At 28.9% G+C, this 18,358-nt stretch carries 21 protein-coding genes; all 21 read left to right on the top strand.

All coding sequences use genetic code 11. The features are described 5' to 3' along the window. The first annotated feature begins 58 nt into the window (after nucleotides 1-58). The 21 genes from terS to ACTG45_RS10270 all read left to right on the top strand — a co-directional run bounded on the left by terS (nucleotide 59) and on the right by ACTG45_RS10270 (nucleotide 18,354). On the top strand, nucleotides 59-769 hold the full coding sequence (terS, locus tag ACTG45_RS10370) for a phage terminase small subunit (RefSeq protein ID WP_021386664.1): 711 nt from the start codon (nucleotides 59-61) through the stop codon (nucleotides 767-769). Further along, nucleotides 762-2,087 (top strand): phage terminase large subunit, encoded by a 1,326-nt coding sequence (locus ACTG45_RS10365; RefSeq protein WP_223153001.1) that lies wholly within the window; start codon nucleotides 762-764, stop codon nucleotides 2,085-2,087. Before terS ends, ACTG45_RS10365 begins: the two co-directional genes overlap by 8 nt. A 4-nt stretch (nucleotides 2,088-2,091) precedes the next feature. Then, complete coding sequence (locus ACTG45_RS10360) at nucleotides 2,092-3,597, top strand: hypothetical protein (protein WP_479918919.1); 1,506 nt, start codon at nucleotides 2,092-2,094, stop codon at nucleotides 3,595-3,597. Then, nucleotides 3,598-5,292, top strand: a complete 1,695-nt coding sequence (locus ACTG45_RS10355; RefSeq protein WP_479918918.1) for a phage minor capsid protein — start codon at nucleotides 3,598-3,600, stop codon at nucleotides 5,290-5,292. After that, on the top strand, nucleotides 5,289-5,546 hold the full coding sequence (locus ACTG45_RS10350) for a hypothetical protein (RefSeq protein WP_479918917.1): 258 nt from the start codon (nucleotides 5,289-5,291) through the stop codon (nucleotides 5,544-5,546). The genes ACTG45_RS10355 and ACTG45_RS10350 overlap by 4 nt, the downstream gene beginning before the upstream one ends. Nucleotides 5,547-5,870: 324 nt before the next feature. After that, nucleotides 5,871-6,470, top strand: coding sequence for a phage scaffolding protein (locus tag ACTG45_RS10345; RefSeq protein ID WP_479918916.1), 600 nt, complete (start codon nucleotides 5,871-5,873; stop codon nucleotides 6,468-6,470). Between the two features lie 21 nt (nucleotides 6,471-6,491). Next, nucleotides 6,492-7,451, top strand: coding sequence for a major capsid protein (locus tag ACTG45_RS10340; protein WP_479918915.1), 960 nt, complete (start codon nucleotides 6,492-6,494; stop codon nucleotides 7,449-7,451). A gap of 10 nt (nucleotides 7,452-7,461) precedes the next feature. Beyond that, nucleotides 7,462-7,638 (top strand): hypothetical protein, encoded by a 177-nt coding sequence (locus ACTG45_RS10335; RefSeq protein WP_021384768.1) that lies wholly within the window; start codon nucleotides 7,462-7,464, stop codon nucleotides 7,636-7,638. An 11-nt stretch (nucleotides 7,639-7,649) separates the two neighbouring features. Further along, entirely contained in the window at nucleotides 7,650-8,012 is a 363-nt protein-coding gene (locus ACTG45_RS10330; protein WP_021384765.1) for a head-tail connector protein, read from the top strand. After that, nucleotides 8,013-8,333, top strand: a complete 321-nt coding sequence (locus ACTG45_RS10325; RefSeq protein ID WP_219673960.1) for a hypothetical protein — start codon at nucleotides 8,013-8,015, stop codon at nucleotides 8,331-8,333. Nucleotides 8,334-8,392: 59 nt separating this feature from the next. After that, nucleotides 8,393-9,355, top strand: coding sequence for a hypothetical protein (locus ACTG45_RS10320; protein ID WP_021384777.1), 963 nt, complete (start codon nucleotides 8,393-8,395; stop codon nucleotides 9,353-9,355). 42 nt (nucleotides 9,356-9,397) lie between these two features. Then, on the top strand, nucleotides 9,398-9,805 hold the full coding sequence (locus ACTG45_RS10315) for a minor capsid protein (RefSeq protein ID WP_223153011.1): 408 nt from the start codon (nucleotides 9,398-9,400) through the stop codon (nucleotides 9,803-9,805). Between the two features lies 1 nt (nucleotide 9,806). Next, nucleotides 9,807-10,196, top strand: a complete 390-nt coding sequence (locus tag ACTG45_RS10310) for a minor capsid protein (RefSeq protein ID WP_243193805.1) — start codon at nucleotides 9,807-9,809, stop codon at nucleotides 10,194-10,196. A gap of 7 nt (nucleotides 10,197-10,203) precedes the next feature. Further along, entirely contained in the window at nucleotides 10,204-10,656 is a 453-nt protein-coding gene (locus tag ACTG45_RS10305; RefSeq protein ID WP_223153013.1) for a phage tail tube protein, read from the top strand. A gap of 25 nt (nucleotides 10,657-10,681) precedes the next feature. After that, on the top strand, nucleotides 10,682-11,002 hold the full coding sequence (locus ACTG45_RS10300; protein WP_054270430.1) for a hypothetical protein: 321 nt from the start codon (nucleotides 10,682-10,684) through the stop codon (nucleotides 11,000-11,002). Then, complete coding sequence (locus tag ACTG45_RS10295; protein WP_054270429.1) at nucleotides 10,944-11,336, top strand: Gp15 family bacteriophage protein; 393 nt, start codon at nucleotides 10,944-10,946, stop codon at nucleotides 11,334-11,336. The genes ACTG45_RS10300 and ACTG45_RS10295 overlap by 59 nt, the downstream gene beginning before the upstream one ends. 15 nt (nucleotides 11,337-11,351) lie before the next feature. Then, nucleotides 11,352-14,369, top strand: coding sequence for a phage tail family protein (locus tag ACTG45_RS10290; RefSeq protein WP_479918914.1), 3,018 nt, complete (start codon nucleotides 11,352-11,354; stop codon nucleotides 14,367-14,369). 11 nt (nucleotides 14,370-14,380) lie between these two features. Next, the gene (locus tag ACTG45_RS10285; protein WP_223153016.1) at nucleotides 14,381-14,728 is read left to right on the top strand and encodes a DUF6711 family protein; all 348 of its coding nucleotides are present in this window, start codon (nucleotides 14,381-14,383) and stop codon (nucleotides 14,726-14,728) included. Nucleotides 14,729-14,740: 12 nt separating this feature from the next. Next, entirely contained in the window at nucleotides 14,741-14,917 is a 177-nt protein-coding gene (locus ACTG45_RS10280; protein ID WP_021384774.1) for a hypothetical protein, read from the top strand. Continuing rightward, on the top strand, nucleotides 14,904-17,192 hold the full coding sequence (locus tag ACTG45_RS10275) for a hypothetical protein (RefSeq protein WP_479918913.1): 2,289 nt from the start codon (nucleotides 14,904-14,906) through the stop codon (nucleotides 17,190-17,192). Before ACTG45_RS10280 ends, ACTG45_RS10275 begins: the two co-directional genes overlap by 14 nt. A gap of 19 nt (nucleotides 17,193-17,211) precedes the next feature. After that, complete coding sequence (locus ACTG45_RS10270; RefSeq protein ID WP_479918912.1) at nucleotides 17,212-18,354, top strand: phage upper tail fiber protein; 1,143 nt, start codon at nucleotides 17,212-17,214, stop codon at nucleotides 18,352-18,354. Nucleotides 18,355-18,358 lie beyond the last annotated feature (4 nt).

Here is an 18,358-nt window from a genome sequence, read left to right as displayed (position 1 = left end):
AGGACTCTAACAAGAGTCCTTTTTTATTATCAAAACAAACAAATAAAGAGGTGGTGATTTGCAAGATGTTAAAGAAAAGGTAAAAAAAGATTACCTAGAAGGTATGAAACAAAAGAAAATATCAGCAAAGTATGACATTAGTTTAAACACTCTAAAGTCATGGATAAAAAGATACAACTGGGTTAGTGAAAAAAAGAAAGGTGCACCTATAAACAAAAAGGGTGCACCTTTTTATAATAAAAATTCAGTTGGACATGGTGCTCCAAAAGAGAATAAGAATGCTGAAAAATTTGGTTTTTTCTCAAAATATTTGCCTGAAGAAACACAAGAATTAATTAATGATATAAAAAATAAAGATAAGTTTGATATTCTTTGGGAACAGATAATAATTCAATATGCAGCAATAATAAGAGCACAAAAGATAATGTATGTTAAAGATAAAGAGGAAATGATTAAAGAGCTTAAAAAGCATGAGAGTACAGAAAATATTGAGAGAATACAATATGAATTTCAATTTTCATGGGATAGACAAGCTTCTTTTCTTAATGCTCAGAGTAGAGCTATGAGTGAACTTAGAAGCCTTATAAAGCAGTATGATAGTATGATTCATAAAGATTGGAATCTAGCAACAGAAGAGCAAAAACAAAGAATTGAAATATTAAAATCTAAAATACCAAATAAAGATGCTATTAATATCAATTCACAAATAACAGCTCTTGCAGATTTGATAAATAATCCAGTAGACGAAAGGATTATAGAAAATGATTAACTATTCTCCACTAACAATAAGACAAACAGAGTACATAAGGAAAAGTAAAGGTAGTTGGTTAAATGTTCTAGAGGGTGGGAAAAGAGCTGGTAAGAATATTATAAATTTGATAGCTTATTCTATGTGTTTAGAGGTTCATCCAGATAAATTACATTTAGTAGCAGGTGTTTCACTAGGAGCTGCTAAGATGAACATTATAGATAGTAATGGTTTTGGTTTGCAGTATCTATTTGAAGGTAGATGTAGAGAAGGTGAATATAAAAATAGGGATGCATTATATATTCAAACTTTAACTGGAGAGAAGATTGTTATTATTGCAGGTGGAGGAAAAGCAAATGATGCAGCAAGAATAAAAGGTAACTCATATGGAACAGTCTATATATCAGAAGTAAATGAGTGTCACCAATCATTTGTACAAGAGGTTTTTGATAGAACTCTAGCAAGTAGTAAAAGACAGTTATTCTTTGATTTAAATCCATTTTCACCAAGTCATTGGTTTTATAGAGACATATTAGATTATCAAGATGAATTGAAAAATAGTGGAGAGAATGAGGGATATAATTATTCACATTTCACTATAAAAGATAATTTGAGCATAAGTAATAATGTATTAAAGGAAGTTTTAAGAACCTATGATAAAACATCACTTTGGTATCAAGCTGATATATTAGGGAGAAGAGTAGCAGCAACAGGAAGAATATATACTGGATATAAAAAGAGTGAAGTTGTTATAGATAGAAACTATATAAAAGATAATAATATAACATTTATTGAATTTAGTATAGGCATAGATATTGGTGGTACAGATGCAACTGTAGCAACTCTAACAGGTTTTACTAAAGGCTATAATGAGATTATAGAGTTAGATGGATATTATCATAAACAAGGGAAAAATCATGGTTATACACATGACAAGTATGCAAAAGAAATAGTCGATAAGATTGAGGAGTGGTCAGATACCTATCCTCATTTTTTATTTTCTACATACATATTCTGTGAAAGTGCAGATAAGCTATTTAGACAAGCTCTAAGCAATGAATTGAAACGAAGAGGTATAAATATACAAGTAACACCAAGTTACAAAAAAGATGGGATAGTAGATAGAATAAGGCTTGTAAATATACTAATAAATCAAGGTAGATATAAGATTATGAAACATTTAAATAAATGGGTAGAAGCTATTGAAAATGCAATATGGGATGATGATGAAAAATCAAAGGGAAATTGGGTTCGTGTTGATGATGGAAGCTATCCTGTTGATTGCCTAGATAGTTCAGAGTATTCGATACAACCATTTAAAAAGAGATTGGAGGTTTAAGAATGTGGGGTGGTTAAAAGATATGGCTACTAAAACAGCTATAAAGTTACTTAATATACAACCAGCTATTGATAGGGAAATTACAATAAAAGAGCCATTGGGATTTAATGGTAATATAATGAAAAATAGAATTTGGTATAGAGGAGAACCTTCTGAATTAGACCAATTTTTTAAAAAAACTGCCAATGATTTAGTAAGTAAGTCTAGATTTTGGGCAGCTGTACCTAGTTCTGATTTTAATGTTAGAAAAGTACATTCAGGTATTCCTGCTATGATTGCTGAGAGATTGGCAGATATAGTTGTAGCTGATATGGATAAAATAGAACTTGATACAGAAGAATTGACTAATTTATGGACTTATATAAGTAAAGATAATCATTTTAATAAACTTATTGGAGAGTCTATTATTGAAACTTTAGTAACAGGAGATGGAGCTTTTAAAATAACAGTAGATACAGATATAACTACTAATCCAATTATAGAATATTATAGTGGTGAAAGAGTAGATTATAAATTTAAAAGAGGTAGACTATCTGAAGTACACTTTCTTACAGAATATTCAAAGGATAATTCAACATACACTTTAATTGAGATATTTGGAAAAGGATACATAATAAATAAATTGATTGATAGCAGAGGTCAAGACGTTCCATTAAGTACTTTAGATGAAACACTAGAGTTAAAAGATATCACCTATGAAGGTGATTTTTTAATGTCTGTACCTATGATGTTTTTTAAATCACCTAAATGGTTAGGTAGAGGGAAAAGTATATTTGATAGTAAGTCAGACAGCTTTGATGCTTTAGATGAAACTATAAGTCAATGGGTAGATGCTATTAGAGATGGAAGAGTTAAACAATATATACCAGAAAGTTTACTTCCTAAAAATCCAGTAACAGGAGAAATTATTAAATCTAATTCATTTGATAATAAATATATAGCTATAGCATCTAGTTTAGCTGAAGATTCTCAAAATACAATAGAAATTCAGCAGCCATCAATTAATTATGAAGCATATGTAAATACCTATGCAAGTAATATAGATATGTGTTTACAAGGTATTATATCACCTGCTACTCTTGGTATTGATTTGAAGAAAACGGATAGTGCAGAATCACAAAGAGAAAAAGAAAAAACAACTTTATATACTAGAGGTAAAATAATAGATGTTTTAAATGAAGTTATACCAGAGATAGTATCAACTGTACTTAAAGTTAATGATTTATTGTATGAAAGAACTATAGGAGAATATAATCCAGTTATAAGTTTTGGTGAATACTCAACACCAAGTTTTGATACAGTAGTTGATACAGTAGGTAAAGCTAAAAGTTATGGAATAATGAGCACAGAAATGGCTGTAGATGAGCTTTATGGTGATACTATGAGTGATGAAAAGAAAGCAGAAGAAGTTCTTAGGATAAAAGAAGAAAATGGACTAATGGACATAGAAGAACCAGCAACTAATATAGATGGAATGAATGATGATGTAGTCAATGAGGATGTGATTTAGTTGGCTTTAAATCCATATGATATATCATCTATTTATAGCGATATGGAACTTGATTTAGTGAAGTCAATGAAACAAAACATGAAACTGCATGAGTCAGAAGAATTAAAAGAAGGTTTTAAGTGGGAACAGTGGCAGAAAACTAAATTAAGGGAAATAAAGAAATTTCAAAAGAGAAATAAAGGTATAATAAAAGATTATCAAAAGATAATTGATGGAGAAACAGATAAGTTACTAAAATCTAGTTTTAAAAATGGGTCTAAAAGGTCAGAAAATTTTATTAGTAAGACGCTAAATAAAGTAAGTTCTAAATTTAAAAACATGTTTGAGCCTAAAGAAAAAAGCTTTTTTAAAATAAATGAAGATAAAGTTTTTAGTCTTATTAAATCTGTTAAAGGTGATTTACATAATGCAAATCATGCTGCACTTAGAAAAATGGATGATGTCTATAGACAAACAATATTCAAATCTCAAATGTATGTAAATAATGGGGCTATGACAGTAAATCAAGCAGTAGATATGGCTACTAAAGATTTTTTAGACAAAGGAATAAATTGTATTACATATAAAAATGGCAGAAAAGTAAATATATCTAGTTATGCAGAAATGAGTATAAGAACAGCTAATCAGCGTGTAACACTAATGGGGGAAGGTATAAAAAGAGATGAGTATGGAGTACATACAGTCATAACATCAAATCATACAAATACTTGTCCACTGTGTTTACCTTGGCAAGGAAGAGTATTAATTGATGATGTATATAGTAAAGGAAGTTCAAAAGAAGGAAGATATCCTTTATTAAGTGAAGCTATGTCTCTAGGTTTTTTACATCCAAACTGTAGACATCATCCAACTACATTTTTTCCTGATATTAATGAAATTCCTAAGCCTTTGACAGAAGAAGAAAGACAAGATGCTCTTGAAAGATATAATGCTGAACAGAAACAAAGAGAAATTGAGAGAAATATAAGAAAATGGAAAAGAATAGAGGCAGGCAACCTAGATATTGTTAACATTGAAGATGCACATAAGAAGTTAGAATTATATCAAAATCAAATGAAGGAGCATTTATTAAAGCATAGCTATTTAAGAAGAGATTCTTGGAGAGAAAAATTAAGAAATGATGATATAATTAGTACATCAAAATATTTAGATTCTAGAAATAATAAATTAAAACAAGTTTTATCAAAAGAATTAGAAAAGTTAACTGATGATGAAAAAGAAGTAATTAGGTATTATACAGGATTTGGAGCCAATAAAATTAATACTGCTTTAACAACAGGTAAAGGAATAGAAGCTCTAAAAGATAAGATAAATATATTAGATAAGGCTTTGGCTAAAGGTGTTATTAATGAAGATATAGTTGTATATAGAAAAACTATCCCACAGTATCTAGGGATATTCCCAAAAGGATATAAGGTAACAGATTTAGATATGAAATCTATAAAAAATAGAGGACTTGAAGCAAGAATCTTTACATCAACTAGTTTAAATGATTTTGATTATCAGGGTAGAAATGTATTTATTAGAATGAAAGTTTCAAAGGGATATAAAGGAGCTTTATATATAAAAAATTTAGCTGTTGATAAATATAAATATCAAGAAGAAATTTTATTTTCAAGAGGTTTGAAATATAGAATTAATGATGTTAAAATAGATAATAATAAATATTATTTAGATGCAGAGGTGATAGAATGAGTAAGTTACCAAAGATAGGAAGTGGATTTGACTGTGATTTTGGTTCAGTTGTTTTAGATCCTCCTTTATGTAATGCTTGTAAAAACTTGTATTTAAAAAATGATGAGTTAAGTTGCCATATATATGAAGAAATCCCTCAGAAATATAATGAGTGCAACAGTTATGATTGTCCAAATTTCATACCAAATAAAGAAACTTGTTGGTATCCTTTTGTAAAAAAAGAAATAGATAAGTTTTTTTCTGAAAATAAATAGTTTTAGTATCTATAATCAATATTTATTTTATTGTTTTGGTATTAAATTAGAATTTTAATGAATTAAGTTTTATAAAGCATTTGTTAAGATTTATAGTTAAAATCACTTTTATAGTTTAAATACATAAAAAGTATAGAGATATAATATTATATTTAAATTATTTACTGTTTTGATAATATTAATAGATACAAGAAGATTAAGCACATACTTAAAACTAAGTAGGTGCTTTTTTTATCGCCATTTTGTTGTTTTGGGCGCTAACTATAAACTCATCACTGGGCAAGACCAGGTTAAAAAATGAAGATGAAAAGGGAGAAAGATAAAATGAATAAAGAACAATTTATTGCATTAGGATTAACAGAAGAACTTGCTAAAAAGGCAGAATCAGAATCACTTTCAGAACTTAAAAATTACATACCTAAAACAAGATTTGATGAAGTAAATACAGCTAAAAAACAACTTGAAAATGATATACAAGATAGAGATAAACAATTAGAAAACTTAAAAATAAATAGTGGAAATTCAGAAGAATTAAAAAAGCAAATTGAAACATTACAAGAAGAAAATAAAAATAAAGATATTAAATATCAAGAAGAATTACAAGATTTAAAACTTAGTAATGCCATTAAGTTATCAATATCAGGTAAAGTTCATGATGAAGAGTTAGCAGCAGGTTTATTTGACAAATCAAAATTAATTTTGGGTGATGATGGAAAAGTTGCTGGAATAGAAGAACAACTAAAAGCTATTCAAGAATCAAAGAAATTTTTATTTAAAGAAGAGAAACAAAGTAATCCTAAGTCAGGTTTTAAATTTGGTAGTGATGGAGGAAGTAATATAGATAACTCTAATCAACCAAGCAAATTGAGTATGAAAGATGCTATACAAGCAAAAATACAGTCTCAAATGGCTAAACAAGAGTAATTTTAAAGGAGGAAAATAAATATGGCAATTACATTAGAAGAAGCTAGTAAAAATGTACAAGATGATTTACAAATAGGTGTTATAGATGAATTTAGAAAGTCAAACTGGATTTTAGATAACTTAACATTTGATGATGCTGTTTCACCAACAGGAGGAGGGTCTACACTTACTTATTCTTATACAAGACTTAAAACTCAGCCAACAGCAGCATTTAGAGAAATAAACAAAGAATATATACCACATGAAGTAACTAAAGAAAGACATTCTGTTGATTTAAAGGTATTTGGAGGTAGCTACCAAATAGATAGAGTTATAGCTAATATGGGTGGTATTGTATCAGAAGTGGAGCTTCAACAAGCACAAAAAATAAAGGCAGCTCAAGCACTTTTTAATGATACATTTATAAATGGAGATAGTGCAGTAGATTCAAAAGCATTTGATGGTTTAGAGAAAGCTCTAGCTGGAAGTTCAACAGAATATAATTTAGGTGACAGTTTAATAGACTTATCTACTTCACAAGCTATTACAACAAATTATATGGCATTTTTAGATATGTTGGATGAGTTTTTAACAGGTCTAGATGGAACTCCATCATTTATAGCAGGAAATACTAAATTGATATCTAAGTTAAGAGCATGTGCAAGAAGAGCAAGCATGTACCAAACACAACTAAATAGTTTTGGCCAACAAATAGAATCATACGGAAATGTACCATTTGTTGATTTAGGAGCAAAGCCTGGTACAAATGATGATGTAGTAGCTACAGATACTACAAAAGGAACAACATCATTATATGTTGCAAGACTTGGTTTAGATGGTTTACATGGAGTATCAATGGCTGGTGTATCACCTGTGCAAACATGGTTACCAGATTTCACTACTTCTGGAGCAGTAAAAACAGGAGAAGTTGAAATGAGTGCAGCAATAGCTTTAAAAGCATCAAAAGCAGCTGGAGTTTTTAGAAATATAAAAGTTAAATAGGGAGGATTAGATGGCTAAAGTAATAGCACCAAATAGTCAATATAATGGTTTAAGTGCCAATGTATATTTTCAAAATGGGATTGGTGAAACCACTAATCCCATTTTGATTGAATGGTTTAATGAACATGGCTATAAGATAATAAACGATAGATTAGAAGAAAAAATAACTAAACCAAAACGTAAATAGGAAGTGATAAAGTGCCTTATGCGACAGAAGAATACTATAAAAACGATTATGGTGGAAATCTTATAGAAGATGAAAAGTTAATTAGTAAATTAGAAAGAGCATCTGACCAAATAGATGTTTTAACATTTAATAGAATTGTTACTATAGGTTTTGATAGTTTAACAGAGTTTCAAAGAGATAAAATAAAGAAAGCTGTGTGTATACAAGCGGATTTCATATATAAGTATGGAGAATATATTGATATGCCTTTAAGTGGGTATTCAGCAGGGGACATATCTTTAAGCTTTAATGCAAGTACTATAAATGGTATAACTACTACAAATGAAATAATTAACTATTTATCTCAAACAGGTCTTACTTGTAGGAAGATATAGATGAAACTACCATTTCCTAAATGGATTTTAGTTACACCTGTTAAGATATATAGTACTTATATAAGTGAAGATGGAGAGCCTATTGAAAGTTTGATACTTGATGGTATGTGTAACTATTCTGAAAAAACTAAACAAACTTTAGATAAAGAAAGAAAACTTATAACTTTAGTTGGAAAGATTATTTGTGAAGGTGATATTTATCCAAATAAAATATTGCAAGGATATATTGAAATACAAGGTAATAAAAGAGATATTTATAGAGTATCAAAACCTAGGAATCCAGATGGCTCAATTTTTTCTACTGAAATAGAATTAATTTAAAAAAAGCCCTCATTTTGTCTTAATATGTGCTATTATTTTGTTAAAAGGGGGGAGTTTTCATGATAATTTCAGATGAAGAATTGAAACTAGTTAAAAAAGATGCAGGTGGATTATTGGGAGCAGTAGGTGGTACTTATGTGGATTATTGTGGTGGAGTAACTGGATTAAAAGAAAATTCAAAAGGACAATTATTAATATTAAAAAATGGATTTTCGTTTGATAGTTTGTTTCAAAAAAAACTATTTATTCCACTTGATAATGTACTTAAGGTTTATAAATACAATAATGTGATATTTATAGACTTTATAGAAGAAGAAAATCAGTATAGAGTTGAATTTAAAGCAAAAAACATTGATAAGATAAAAGAGATGACAGATGCCATTAAAAGATTAAGTGGAGATATAGAGATAGAAAAACTTCAAGCTAGAAAACAATTAGAGGATATTCCAGTAGGAGATGAGTTTATATACTCAAATGATTCTGAAGGAATTAATGTAAAAGAATATAAAGAAGAAAAAGAATTACCTTATTTATCTCTAACAGATATAGAGATAGCTTCTATTATAGAAGAATGTGGATATAATAAAGTTAACTCTATAAAACAAATAAATAAATTAACCAGTTTAAGTTTGACTCAGTGTAAAAAGATAGTTGATGATTATTTTATAAATAATAATTTGGGGAATATAGAAAAATATGATGCAATAAAAGATTCTAATAATGAAAAAAAACATGAGGATAAAATTAAAAAGCTTCAAGAAAAACAACTTAAACTTGAAATGAAAAATACAAAACTAAATATAAAACAACAAAAAAATGCTATAAAACAAGATAAAAAAACAGCTCGTTGCCCTAAGTGTGGCTCAACGTCTCTATCAGCACATAAAAAAGGTTTTGGTATAGGGAAAGCTGTTGTTGGAACATTAGTTACTTCTAATCTTATTGGTCTTGTTGCTGGAAATGCAAATGCTAAAAAAGTTAGAGTTACATGTCTAAAATGTGGCAAACAGTTTTGGGCATAATAATTATTAAAGAGTACTTGTTTTATCAAGTACTTTTTTATTTTGGAGTTGATTATAATTAAAAATCCATTTAGAAGTAAACTAAGTATTGATATAAAAATAAATAATACAAAAATTAATAAGTTAAAAAAAGCTCAGAGAGAAGCTGCTAAAATGACAGCAGAAGCTTTAAAAACAGAAATTAATACAATGCAAGTTGTACCAAAACAAACAGGAATATTGGAAGAATCCATAAACATAAACCTGAAGTTACTTAATAAGGGGCAGCTTAAAATAATATATGATACACCATATGCTAGACGTTTATATTATCATCCTGAGTATAATTTTAGAAAAGACAAAAATAAGAACGCACAAGGTAGATGGTTAGAAGTTTTTACAGAAGGAAATAAAAAAGATTTCTCAGAAAAAGCATATTATAAATGCTATAAAAAGTTAACTGGAGTGTAAAATGTATCTTAAAGATATTAAAGAATGGTTAAAGGAAACCATAAGTAATAAAAATATTACATTTTATATTGGTAAGATAGATGCTAATAAAGAAAAAGTAATAGGCATATATAATAAAAATAGTAACAGTAATAAAATAGCTGTAGGTGGACTTATAAATACATCAACATCTACTAAAGCTATTACAATTTTAATTCATTGGGATAAAAATTGCGACACAACTGAAAGGATGTCTAAATGCATTTATGAGTTATTTAATGGGCAAAGTGTTGTCATTAATAAAGTAAGTGCTTTTTTTATTATGAAAAATGATGAACCAGTATTTTTAGGTACTGATGAAAATGGAATTTATGAATATGTAATTGATTTAGATATAATTTATGAAAGGTAGTGATTAAATGGCAGGAAAAAGTGGAGTAGTACCTGTGTATGACTTAACATTTGGAGTCAATACAACTGGTAGAACTGGTGATGCAGATACTATTGTTAAGGATGCAGAATCATTAAGTGTTAGTATTGATGGAAATATAGAAGAATGGAATCCTATGGATCAAGGCGGATGGACAAGAAGATTAATGACAGCTAAATCTTTATCAGTATCTATGGGAGGAAAAAGAAATTATGGAGACCCTGGCAATGATTATATAGCAGGGCTTGCTTTTAAAAATGGACAAGATTGCAATAGTATATTTTCAATTAATTTTCCAGATGGAGCAACTCTTAAATTTGATTGTATAATAAATGTAACTAGCATGGGTGGAGATTCTACTGCTACAGATGCATTAGAGTGGGAAGCCTTAAGTGATGGTAAACCAATATATACACCTGCATCAGGTTCTAGTGAAAGTTAGAAATATTAATAAGAGGAGTTAAAGTATGTCAAATACAATAGATATATCAACAAAATTAACAAACGAAAAACCAAAAATAAAAATATCTGAAGGTAAAATATATACTGTAAATAACAGTAAAAATACTGTTCTTATAGTAAATCAGAGAATGTCTGAGAATAATTCAAACGAAATTGAGCTTATAGATGATGCTTTAAAACTATTACTTGGAGAAAAGGCATTCAAGGAAATAGATTCAATGCAGCTTTCATTTGTAGATTACAAAACTATATTTATAGCAGTTATGGCTGCTATATCAGGAGAAACTTACGAAGATACAGAAAGTCGATTTCAAAACTCAAAATAAATCTGATGGATTTTATGATTTATATGAAGATTGGGAATTAATAGAATCAAGTTTTGCAAAACAATATGGAATAAGACTCCGAACTGAGATTGATATGTCTTGGTCAGAGTTTTGTTCTTTATTATCTGGAATTATGCCAGAGACACCTCTTGGTCAAATTGTATCAATTAGAGCTGAAAAAGACCCTAAAATATTAAAAGGTTTTACTAAAGAACAAAGAAAGATAAGAAATGATTGGATATTAAAACGTAATAAAAAGCTTAGAGAAGATAAAAATAATTATTCTTCTTATATAAATAACTTTCAAAATTGGTGTAAGGAAACCTTTAGTTAGAAGGGAGGTGCATAGATGAGTATTAGTGTAGGTACTATAAATTTAGGCCTAAATATAAATCAGGGAACTTTTAATAAGCAATTAAGTGGTATAGCAAATGGAGCTAAATCAACAATTGGAAGTGCTTTTGGTGGAGTAGGTAAAATGGTGGGAGTAGCTTTAGGCGCAACTGCAATAGCCGCATTTGGTAAATCATGTATTGATTTAGGTTCTGATTTAAATGAAGTACAGAATGTAGTAGATGTTACCTTTGGAAGTATGGCACAGGATATTAATGACTTTGCTAAAACTTCTATAACTCAAATGGGTATGTCAGAAATAGCTGCTAAAAGATATACTGGAACTATGGGAGCTATGCTTAAAAGTTCTGGATTATCAACTAAGCAAGCTTCTGATATGTCTAAAACTATAACACAATTATCTGCTGATATGTCTTCATTTTATAATCTTGATTCAGAGGAAGCCTTTGAGAAAATTAGAAGTGGTATCTCAGGAGAGATAGAACCTTTAAGACAATTAGGTATTAACATGTCAGTTGCTAATTTAGAGGCATATGCAATGTCAAAAGGAATAACTAAAGCATATCAAGATATGAGTCAGTCTGAACAAACATTACTAAGATATAATTATTTACTAAGTGTTACAAAAGATGCACAGGGCGATTTTGTCAGGACTCAAGGCGCGTGGGCAAATCAGACTAGAATACTTTCAGAACAATTCAATGCTCTAAAAGCTACATTAGGTCAAGCTCTTATTAATATGCTTACACCAGTTGTAAAAATGTTAAATACACTTATACTTAAACTGCAAGTTGTAGCACAACAATTTAAAGCTTTCACAGAATCTGTTTTTGGAGATAATGCATCATCTGGTAGTTTTGGCTCTATACCAAAAGATATTGAATCAATTGGAAACAACTCTGATAGTGCAAGTGATTCAATAGCTGGTATTGGAGATGCATCAAAAGATACAGCAAAAAAAATAAAAGGATTAATAAGTGGGTTTGATGAGATAAATACACTAACTAAAAATTCAGATACTGATGGCTTAGGAGATATGGGAAATGTAACTTCCCCTATTAGTCCTAATATAGATACAGGAAATTTATCAAAAGTAAATCAAGAGCTAAATAAAATGTTAGCAGATATGTTTAAGCCATTTCAAGATGCTTGGAGTAAAGAAGGTCAAGCAACTATTGATAGTATGAAATATGCCTTTACAAGTATAAAAGATGTAATAAAATCAATAGGTTCGTCATTTAAAGAAGTATGGACAAATGGTACAGGAACAGAAATATTAACTACTACTCTTCAGATACTTCAAAATATATTTAATGTTATAGGAGACATTAACAATGCTTTTATAATAGCTTGGGAATCTAATAATTTAGGAACTCAATTAATTCAAAGTATATCAGATGCTTTATTGAATGTATTAAGAATTATTAGAGATATAGGAAATTCTTTTATAGAAGTTTGGAATAATGGTACAGGTATTGAATTTTGTACAAATATACTTAATTTACTAAAAACAATATTTGATATTATAGGAAGTATTGCAGGTGCATTTGATATAGCCTGGAAGAGTAATGAAACAGGAACAATATTAATACAAACTATATTTGATATGCTAAATTCTATTTTAGGGTTAATAAATAATATAGGTCAGACTTTTGTTGAAGTATGGAACAATGGCACAGGGGTAGAAATAAATACACTCATACTTCAAATATTAACAGATATCTTTGGTACTATAAATGAAATTACAGATGCATTTAGTATTGCATGGGAAAGTAATAATATCGGAAAACAAATAATTCAAGGAATATGTGATATTATAACTAATTTGCTTACACTACTTCACAATATGCAAGAAAGCTGTAGAGAAGCTTGGGAGGTTGTGGGTGTTCCGCTTGCAACAACTTTTTATGAAATTTTAAATGCTATTATAGGAGTAATTGAAAACCTAACAGGGAAGTTGGTAGAAGTTTGGGATAATGGAGGAGAGCATTTATATCTAGGAATTGTAAAACTAGCAGAAAAAATCTTTGAACTAGTAGGATATGTTATAACAGATTTTATAGCACCTTTTGCTAATGGCTTAATAGACATATTAGCACCAGCAATTTCTTTCGTTTTAGATGTGTTAGGAACTCTTGCTGATTATTTAACAAATTTCATAGATTGGTTATTAAATGAAGGTAAACCAGTTTTAGATACTATAATAATTGTTCTTGGAAGTATGGCAGTTGCTTTTGGTGTCGTAAAAACTGCATGTACAGTATTTGATACTGTTAAAAAAGGAATAGATATATTTAATGGTTTAAAAAATACAATATCAGCTGCTGGTGGAGTCATGAAGTTAATTCCACAAGTTTTAGGAACAATGTTAGGACCATTTGGCTTAGTTGTAATAGCAGTAGGTGCACTTATAGCAGTAGGAGTGCTTTTATATAAAAATTGGGATACAATAAAAAAGAAAGCTACAGAAATCTTTGGATATATAAAGAATTTTATAAGTGGAGTGTGTAGTAAAATAGGCGGATTCTTTAGTTCAATGGGGACTAAAATAAAATCAGTCATAGATGCTATACCAGGTGTATTTAAAAAAGCATTTAATGGTCTTGTGAATATAGTAAAAGCACCACTTAATGGTGTTATAAAATTATTTAATAGCAGCCTAGGAAGTCTTAAATTTGATATTCCAGATTGGGTTCCTGGTCTTGGAGGTAATTCTTTTGGAATACCTAAAATACCTCTTCTTGCAAAAGGAGGTATCATTGAACAACCAACATTAAGTATGGTTGGAGAAAGAGGAACAGAAGCTGTAGTACCGCTTGAAAATAATACACAAGGACTTGATTTATTAGCAAACAAAATTATGGAAAGAATGAATGGATTAGGAAAAAACAATAATACTAGTGGAGATTTGACAGTAGAATTAAAAATGGATGGAAATAAAATGGGTGAAGTTGTAATAAAAGCATTTAGACAAATGGAAAGAAAAACAGGAAAAACAATATTAGAATTATAAGGAGTGGTGATATGTTATCTATAAATGGTGTAGACATAATTGCTCCTACAGTTTTTCAAGTAGATTTAACTGATATAGATGGAGAAAGTAATAGAAATGCAAAAGGAGAGATGTGTCGAGATAGAATAGCAACTAAAAGAAAGTTAAGTTGTGAATGGGGTATTTTAGATTCAAGTGAAATATCTATACTTCTAAATCAAGTAAAAGATGTTTTTTTTAAAATAACATATCCAGATCCTGTTTTAGGGCACATAGAGACAAAGACTTTTTATGTAGGGGATAGGTCTATGCCTGTTGCGTTAAAAAAAGATAATAATATATTTTGGCAAAGTCTAAAAATGAATTTTATAGAAAAGTAAGGAGGTATATTCATGGATATAAAAATAAGCGATAGATTACTTTATCAAAAGGCTTTAAATGAGGTTGTAAAACTTCAAAATGATTTAATCATACAAAAAGCTATTAATGATGAAAAGGATACTTATATTATTGAACTACAAGAAAAATTAGCTGAGTTTGAAGAATGTGATAATAATGAAAGAAACTAGTCAAGAATATAAAAAAGCAATATTGGAAAGCTCAAGGATTATAAATTCTAAAATTATAATAAATGGTGAAAAATATACTGATGAAGATATAATATCTATAAATATAGAAGAATCTATTTTAAATAATGAAAAGTTTGAACTTGGTGGAGGAATAGCTACATCAGTAAATATAGAAATAAATAACTATTCTAACAAATTTAAAGACTATAAATTTAAAAATAAATGGTTTGACCTGTATTTTTATATAGAAATAGCAATAAATGAATATCAATCAAGAATAGAAGAAATTTACTTTGGAAAATACTATATATTCGAAACAGAGTTAAGTGGAAAAATAATAAAACTTGAATGTTATGATACCCTTATATTAACTGATAAAGCCTACAAACCAAATATAGGATTTCCAGCAACAGTTTATGATATAGTTGTAGATATAGCGAACATTTTAAATCTAAAATTAAGTGACAAGATAGTAAAACGTAGATTCAATAATAATGACTTACTTATAGAATATAAACCAAATTCAGATGAAGCTACATATAGACAAGTTTTGATGGACTGTGCAGTCATTGCAGGGTCTTTTTTGATTGTTAAATATGGTGAAATAGAATTTTTAGACTTAATAGAGACAGATGTACAAATCACAGGTAATAATTGGTTTGATGTAACTATAGGTAGTGAATCTAATAAAATAAATTTTGTTGATATAAATGGAGTAGTTGCTGGAGACCCTTTTGAAAATGGATTACAATTAAGTGTTTTGTTACTTGATTACAATAAGGAAAGTGAGATAAGAAAAGTCGCACAAAGCATTTTAAATAAATACAAGAATTTTGTTTATACTGGTTTTAGTATGGACTGGCAGGGTGATTTTGGACTTGATGTAGGTGATAAATTAATTATCTATGATAAAGATGATATACCACAGGCTACATTTATAAGTGATAATAAGATAAATTACAATGGTGGCCTTAGTTCTACAGTTAAAGCAAAGATAGATAAAGAGGAAGTTAGAAGTGCATCAAGGACTATACAAAGGCTTGATAGTAATTTAAAAAAACTTGAGAGTGGCTTTATTCAAACAAATGAAAGTATAGAACTTTATGTAAAAGAAATTACAGATAAACAAGAAACTTTAGAGTCTAAGTTTGAAATATTGTCTGGTAGTATAGAAGCTATAGTACAAAGTACAGTTGATGAAGCAGTATCAAAGATTGTAATTGACACTGAAAAAATAGTAATGGAAGTAACTAAAAAAATAGATGGTGAGTACATAGTATCAACTATTAACCAATCAGCAGAAAAGATAGAGATGTCTGCAATAAATATTGATTTAGAAGGATATGTTACTTTCAATTCTCTTGAGGATGAGGGAGAAACTAGAATAAATGGTAGCAATATTATAACAGATACTTTATCTGTTGATAAGTTAAAATCAAGTACAGATAATCCAATTATTCATTTATTTGTAAATGAAGAAAGAGGGATTGATTGCTCTATTGATGCTACAGCCCAATATGAAGAGGGTATTGGAGATGCATTAAGATACAAGAGGGACTCTGAAAATTATTTATGTATTAGAGAAAATTCTTTTGGACTTTATCAAAGTGGTTATCCAGAATATGAGGTATTTAAATTTGGTAATAACGAAAATTCTTGTTTTATAGATACTGTAAATGGGAAAATCTCTTTTGAAAAAGATAAATTATATTATGAAAATGCAGGAGTTAAAAAAAGAATATTATTGGATGGAGATTCGACTGGTGGTGGCGGTTCTGGTGGCGGTGATTCTGGTGGTGAAGTAGTCAAACCGCCTGCTGGCGCATTTTATATAATAAAAGATGATAAACGTTTATATTATGAATATGGTTATTTTACTTATTACACTGTTGATGATTTAAAACTTTATGGAAGACGAGTTAATATAAGTACTGATGGATATCACAACTACTATAATTCATATTTTGATGCTGACTTATTACAATACCAAAAAATTAAAATGGTTGTTGTTTTTGACTATGACTGCGTGCATGAACTTGGTGACTATAAGCCAAACCCCGAATATAACAATACAGTTAAAATCGGTTTAATTTATGCTAAAGTTAGAAAAACTATAGAAATTAAAATAGACACATTTCGAAGAAAAAATGTCGTTATGGAATTAGAAACTTCGGGATTTTCGAATTTACGTCCAGAGTTTTATTTTGAATATTGGGTAGTTGGAACGTTTGAATTTAACATATATATAAGAAATTGGTGGGTAGAAGCAATATAAAAGGCAGGTGAGTAAAAAAATGAGAGATAAAATTTATACAGTTGATTTAAATACGAAAGTATATTCTGTGCCAATATATAAGCAATTCGATAATCTAATACCTTTTTCAATAAGATTGGTTGAAGATGGCAAGCAAACAGATTTAACAGGATATACAGCTTTAGCGTTTTTTCAGAATGATAAAGTACTAATTCAAAAGAATTGTATTATAAATGGTAACATTGTAAAGGCTATTTTAGATAACAATATTCTTGCATTGCCTGGATTAATTAAGGTAGAATTTCAATTTAGAAAAAATCAAGAGATAGTAACTACTTTTCAGATGAAAATACAAGTCGAAGAATCATTAGACAAAGATAATGCTATAGAATCAACTCCTCAATGGGATGTATTAGGCCAAGCAATTATTGATATTACAAATTCAATAAAGGATATAAATGACACTAAAGAAAATTTAATAAAGGATATAAATACTAATATAAGTACCTTAACTAGTAAGATTGATAGTTCTATAGATTTAATGACTCAAGATATTAATATTGCTAAGGAGAATCTAGTAGATGATATATCAGATTTAGCTACAAAAATAGATGAACGTGTAGCACTGGAGATATTTGATGGAGATTATAATAGCTTAATTAATAGACCAACTAAAGTATCTGATTTTGAAAATGATGTAGGGTATATAACAAGTTCAGACATAGATAGCTCACAAAATCATGTTCATACAAATAAGACTATTCTAGATGCAATTACACAAGACAAAGTGGCAAGTTGGGATTCTAAAACAGATTTCGATGGTAATTACAATAGCTTAACAAATAAACCAACTAAAGTATCTGATTTTGAAAATGATGCAGGGTATATAACAAATTCTGATATAGACACATCACAAAGTCATGTTCATAATAATAAAACTGTTTTAGATGGAATTACACAAGAAAAAGTAATTAGTTGGGATGCAAAATCAGATTTCGATGGCAATTACAATAGTTTAACTAATAAGCCAATGTTATTTGATGGTGATTATACTAGCTTGATAAATAAACCCGATTTAACCTCTAAAACAATAACTGGCTTAAACTTTTGGACTGGTACACAAACTGAATATGATAACATAACGACAAAAGATTCTACTACCTTGTATATAATAAATGGGTGATAAG

The sequence above is a fragment of the Clostridioides sp. LIBA-7602 genome (assembly GCF_056688945.1).
Note: the sequence above shows the minus strand (reverse complement) of the source record. Positions and strands in the feature narration are given on the sequence as shown.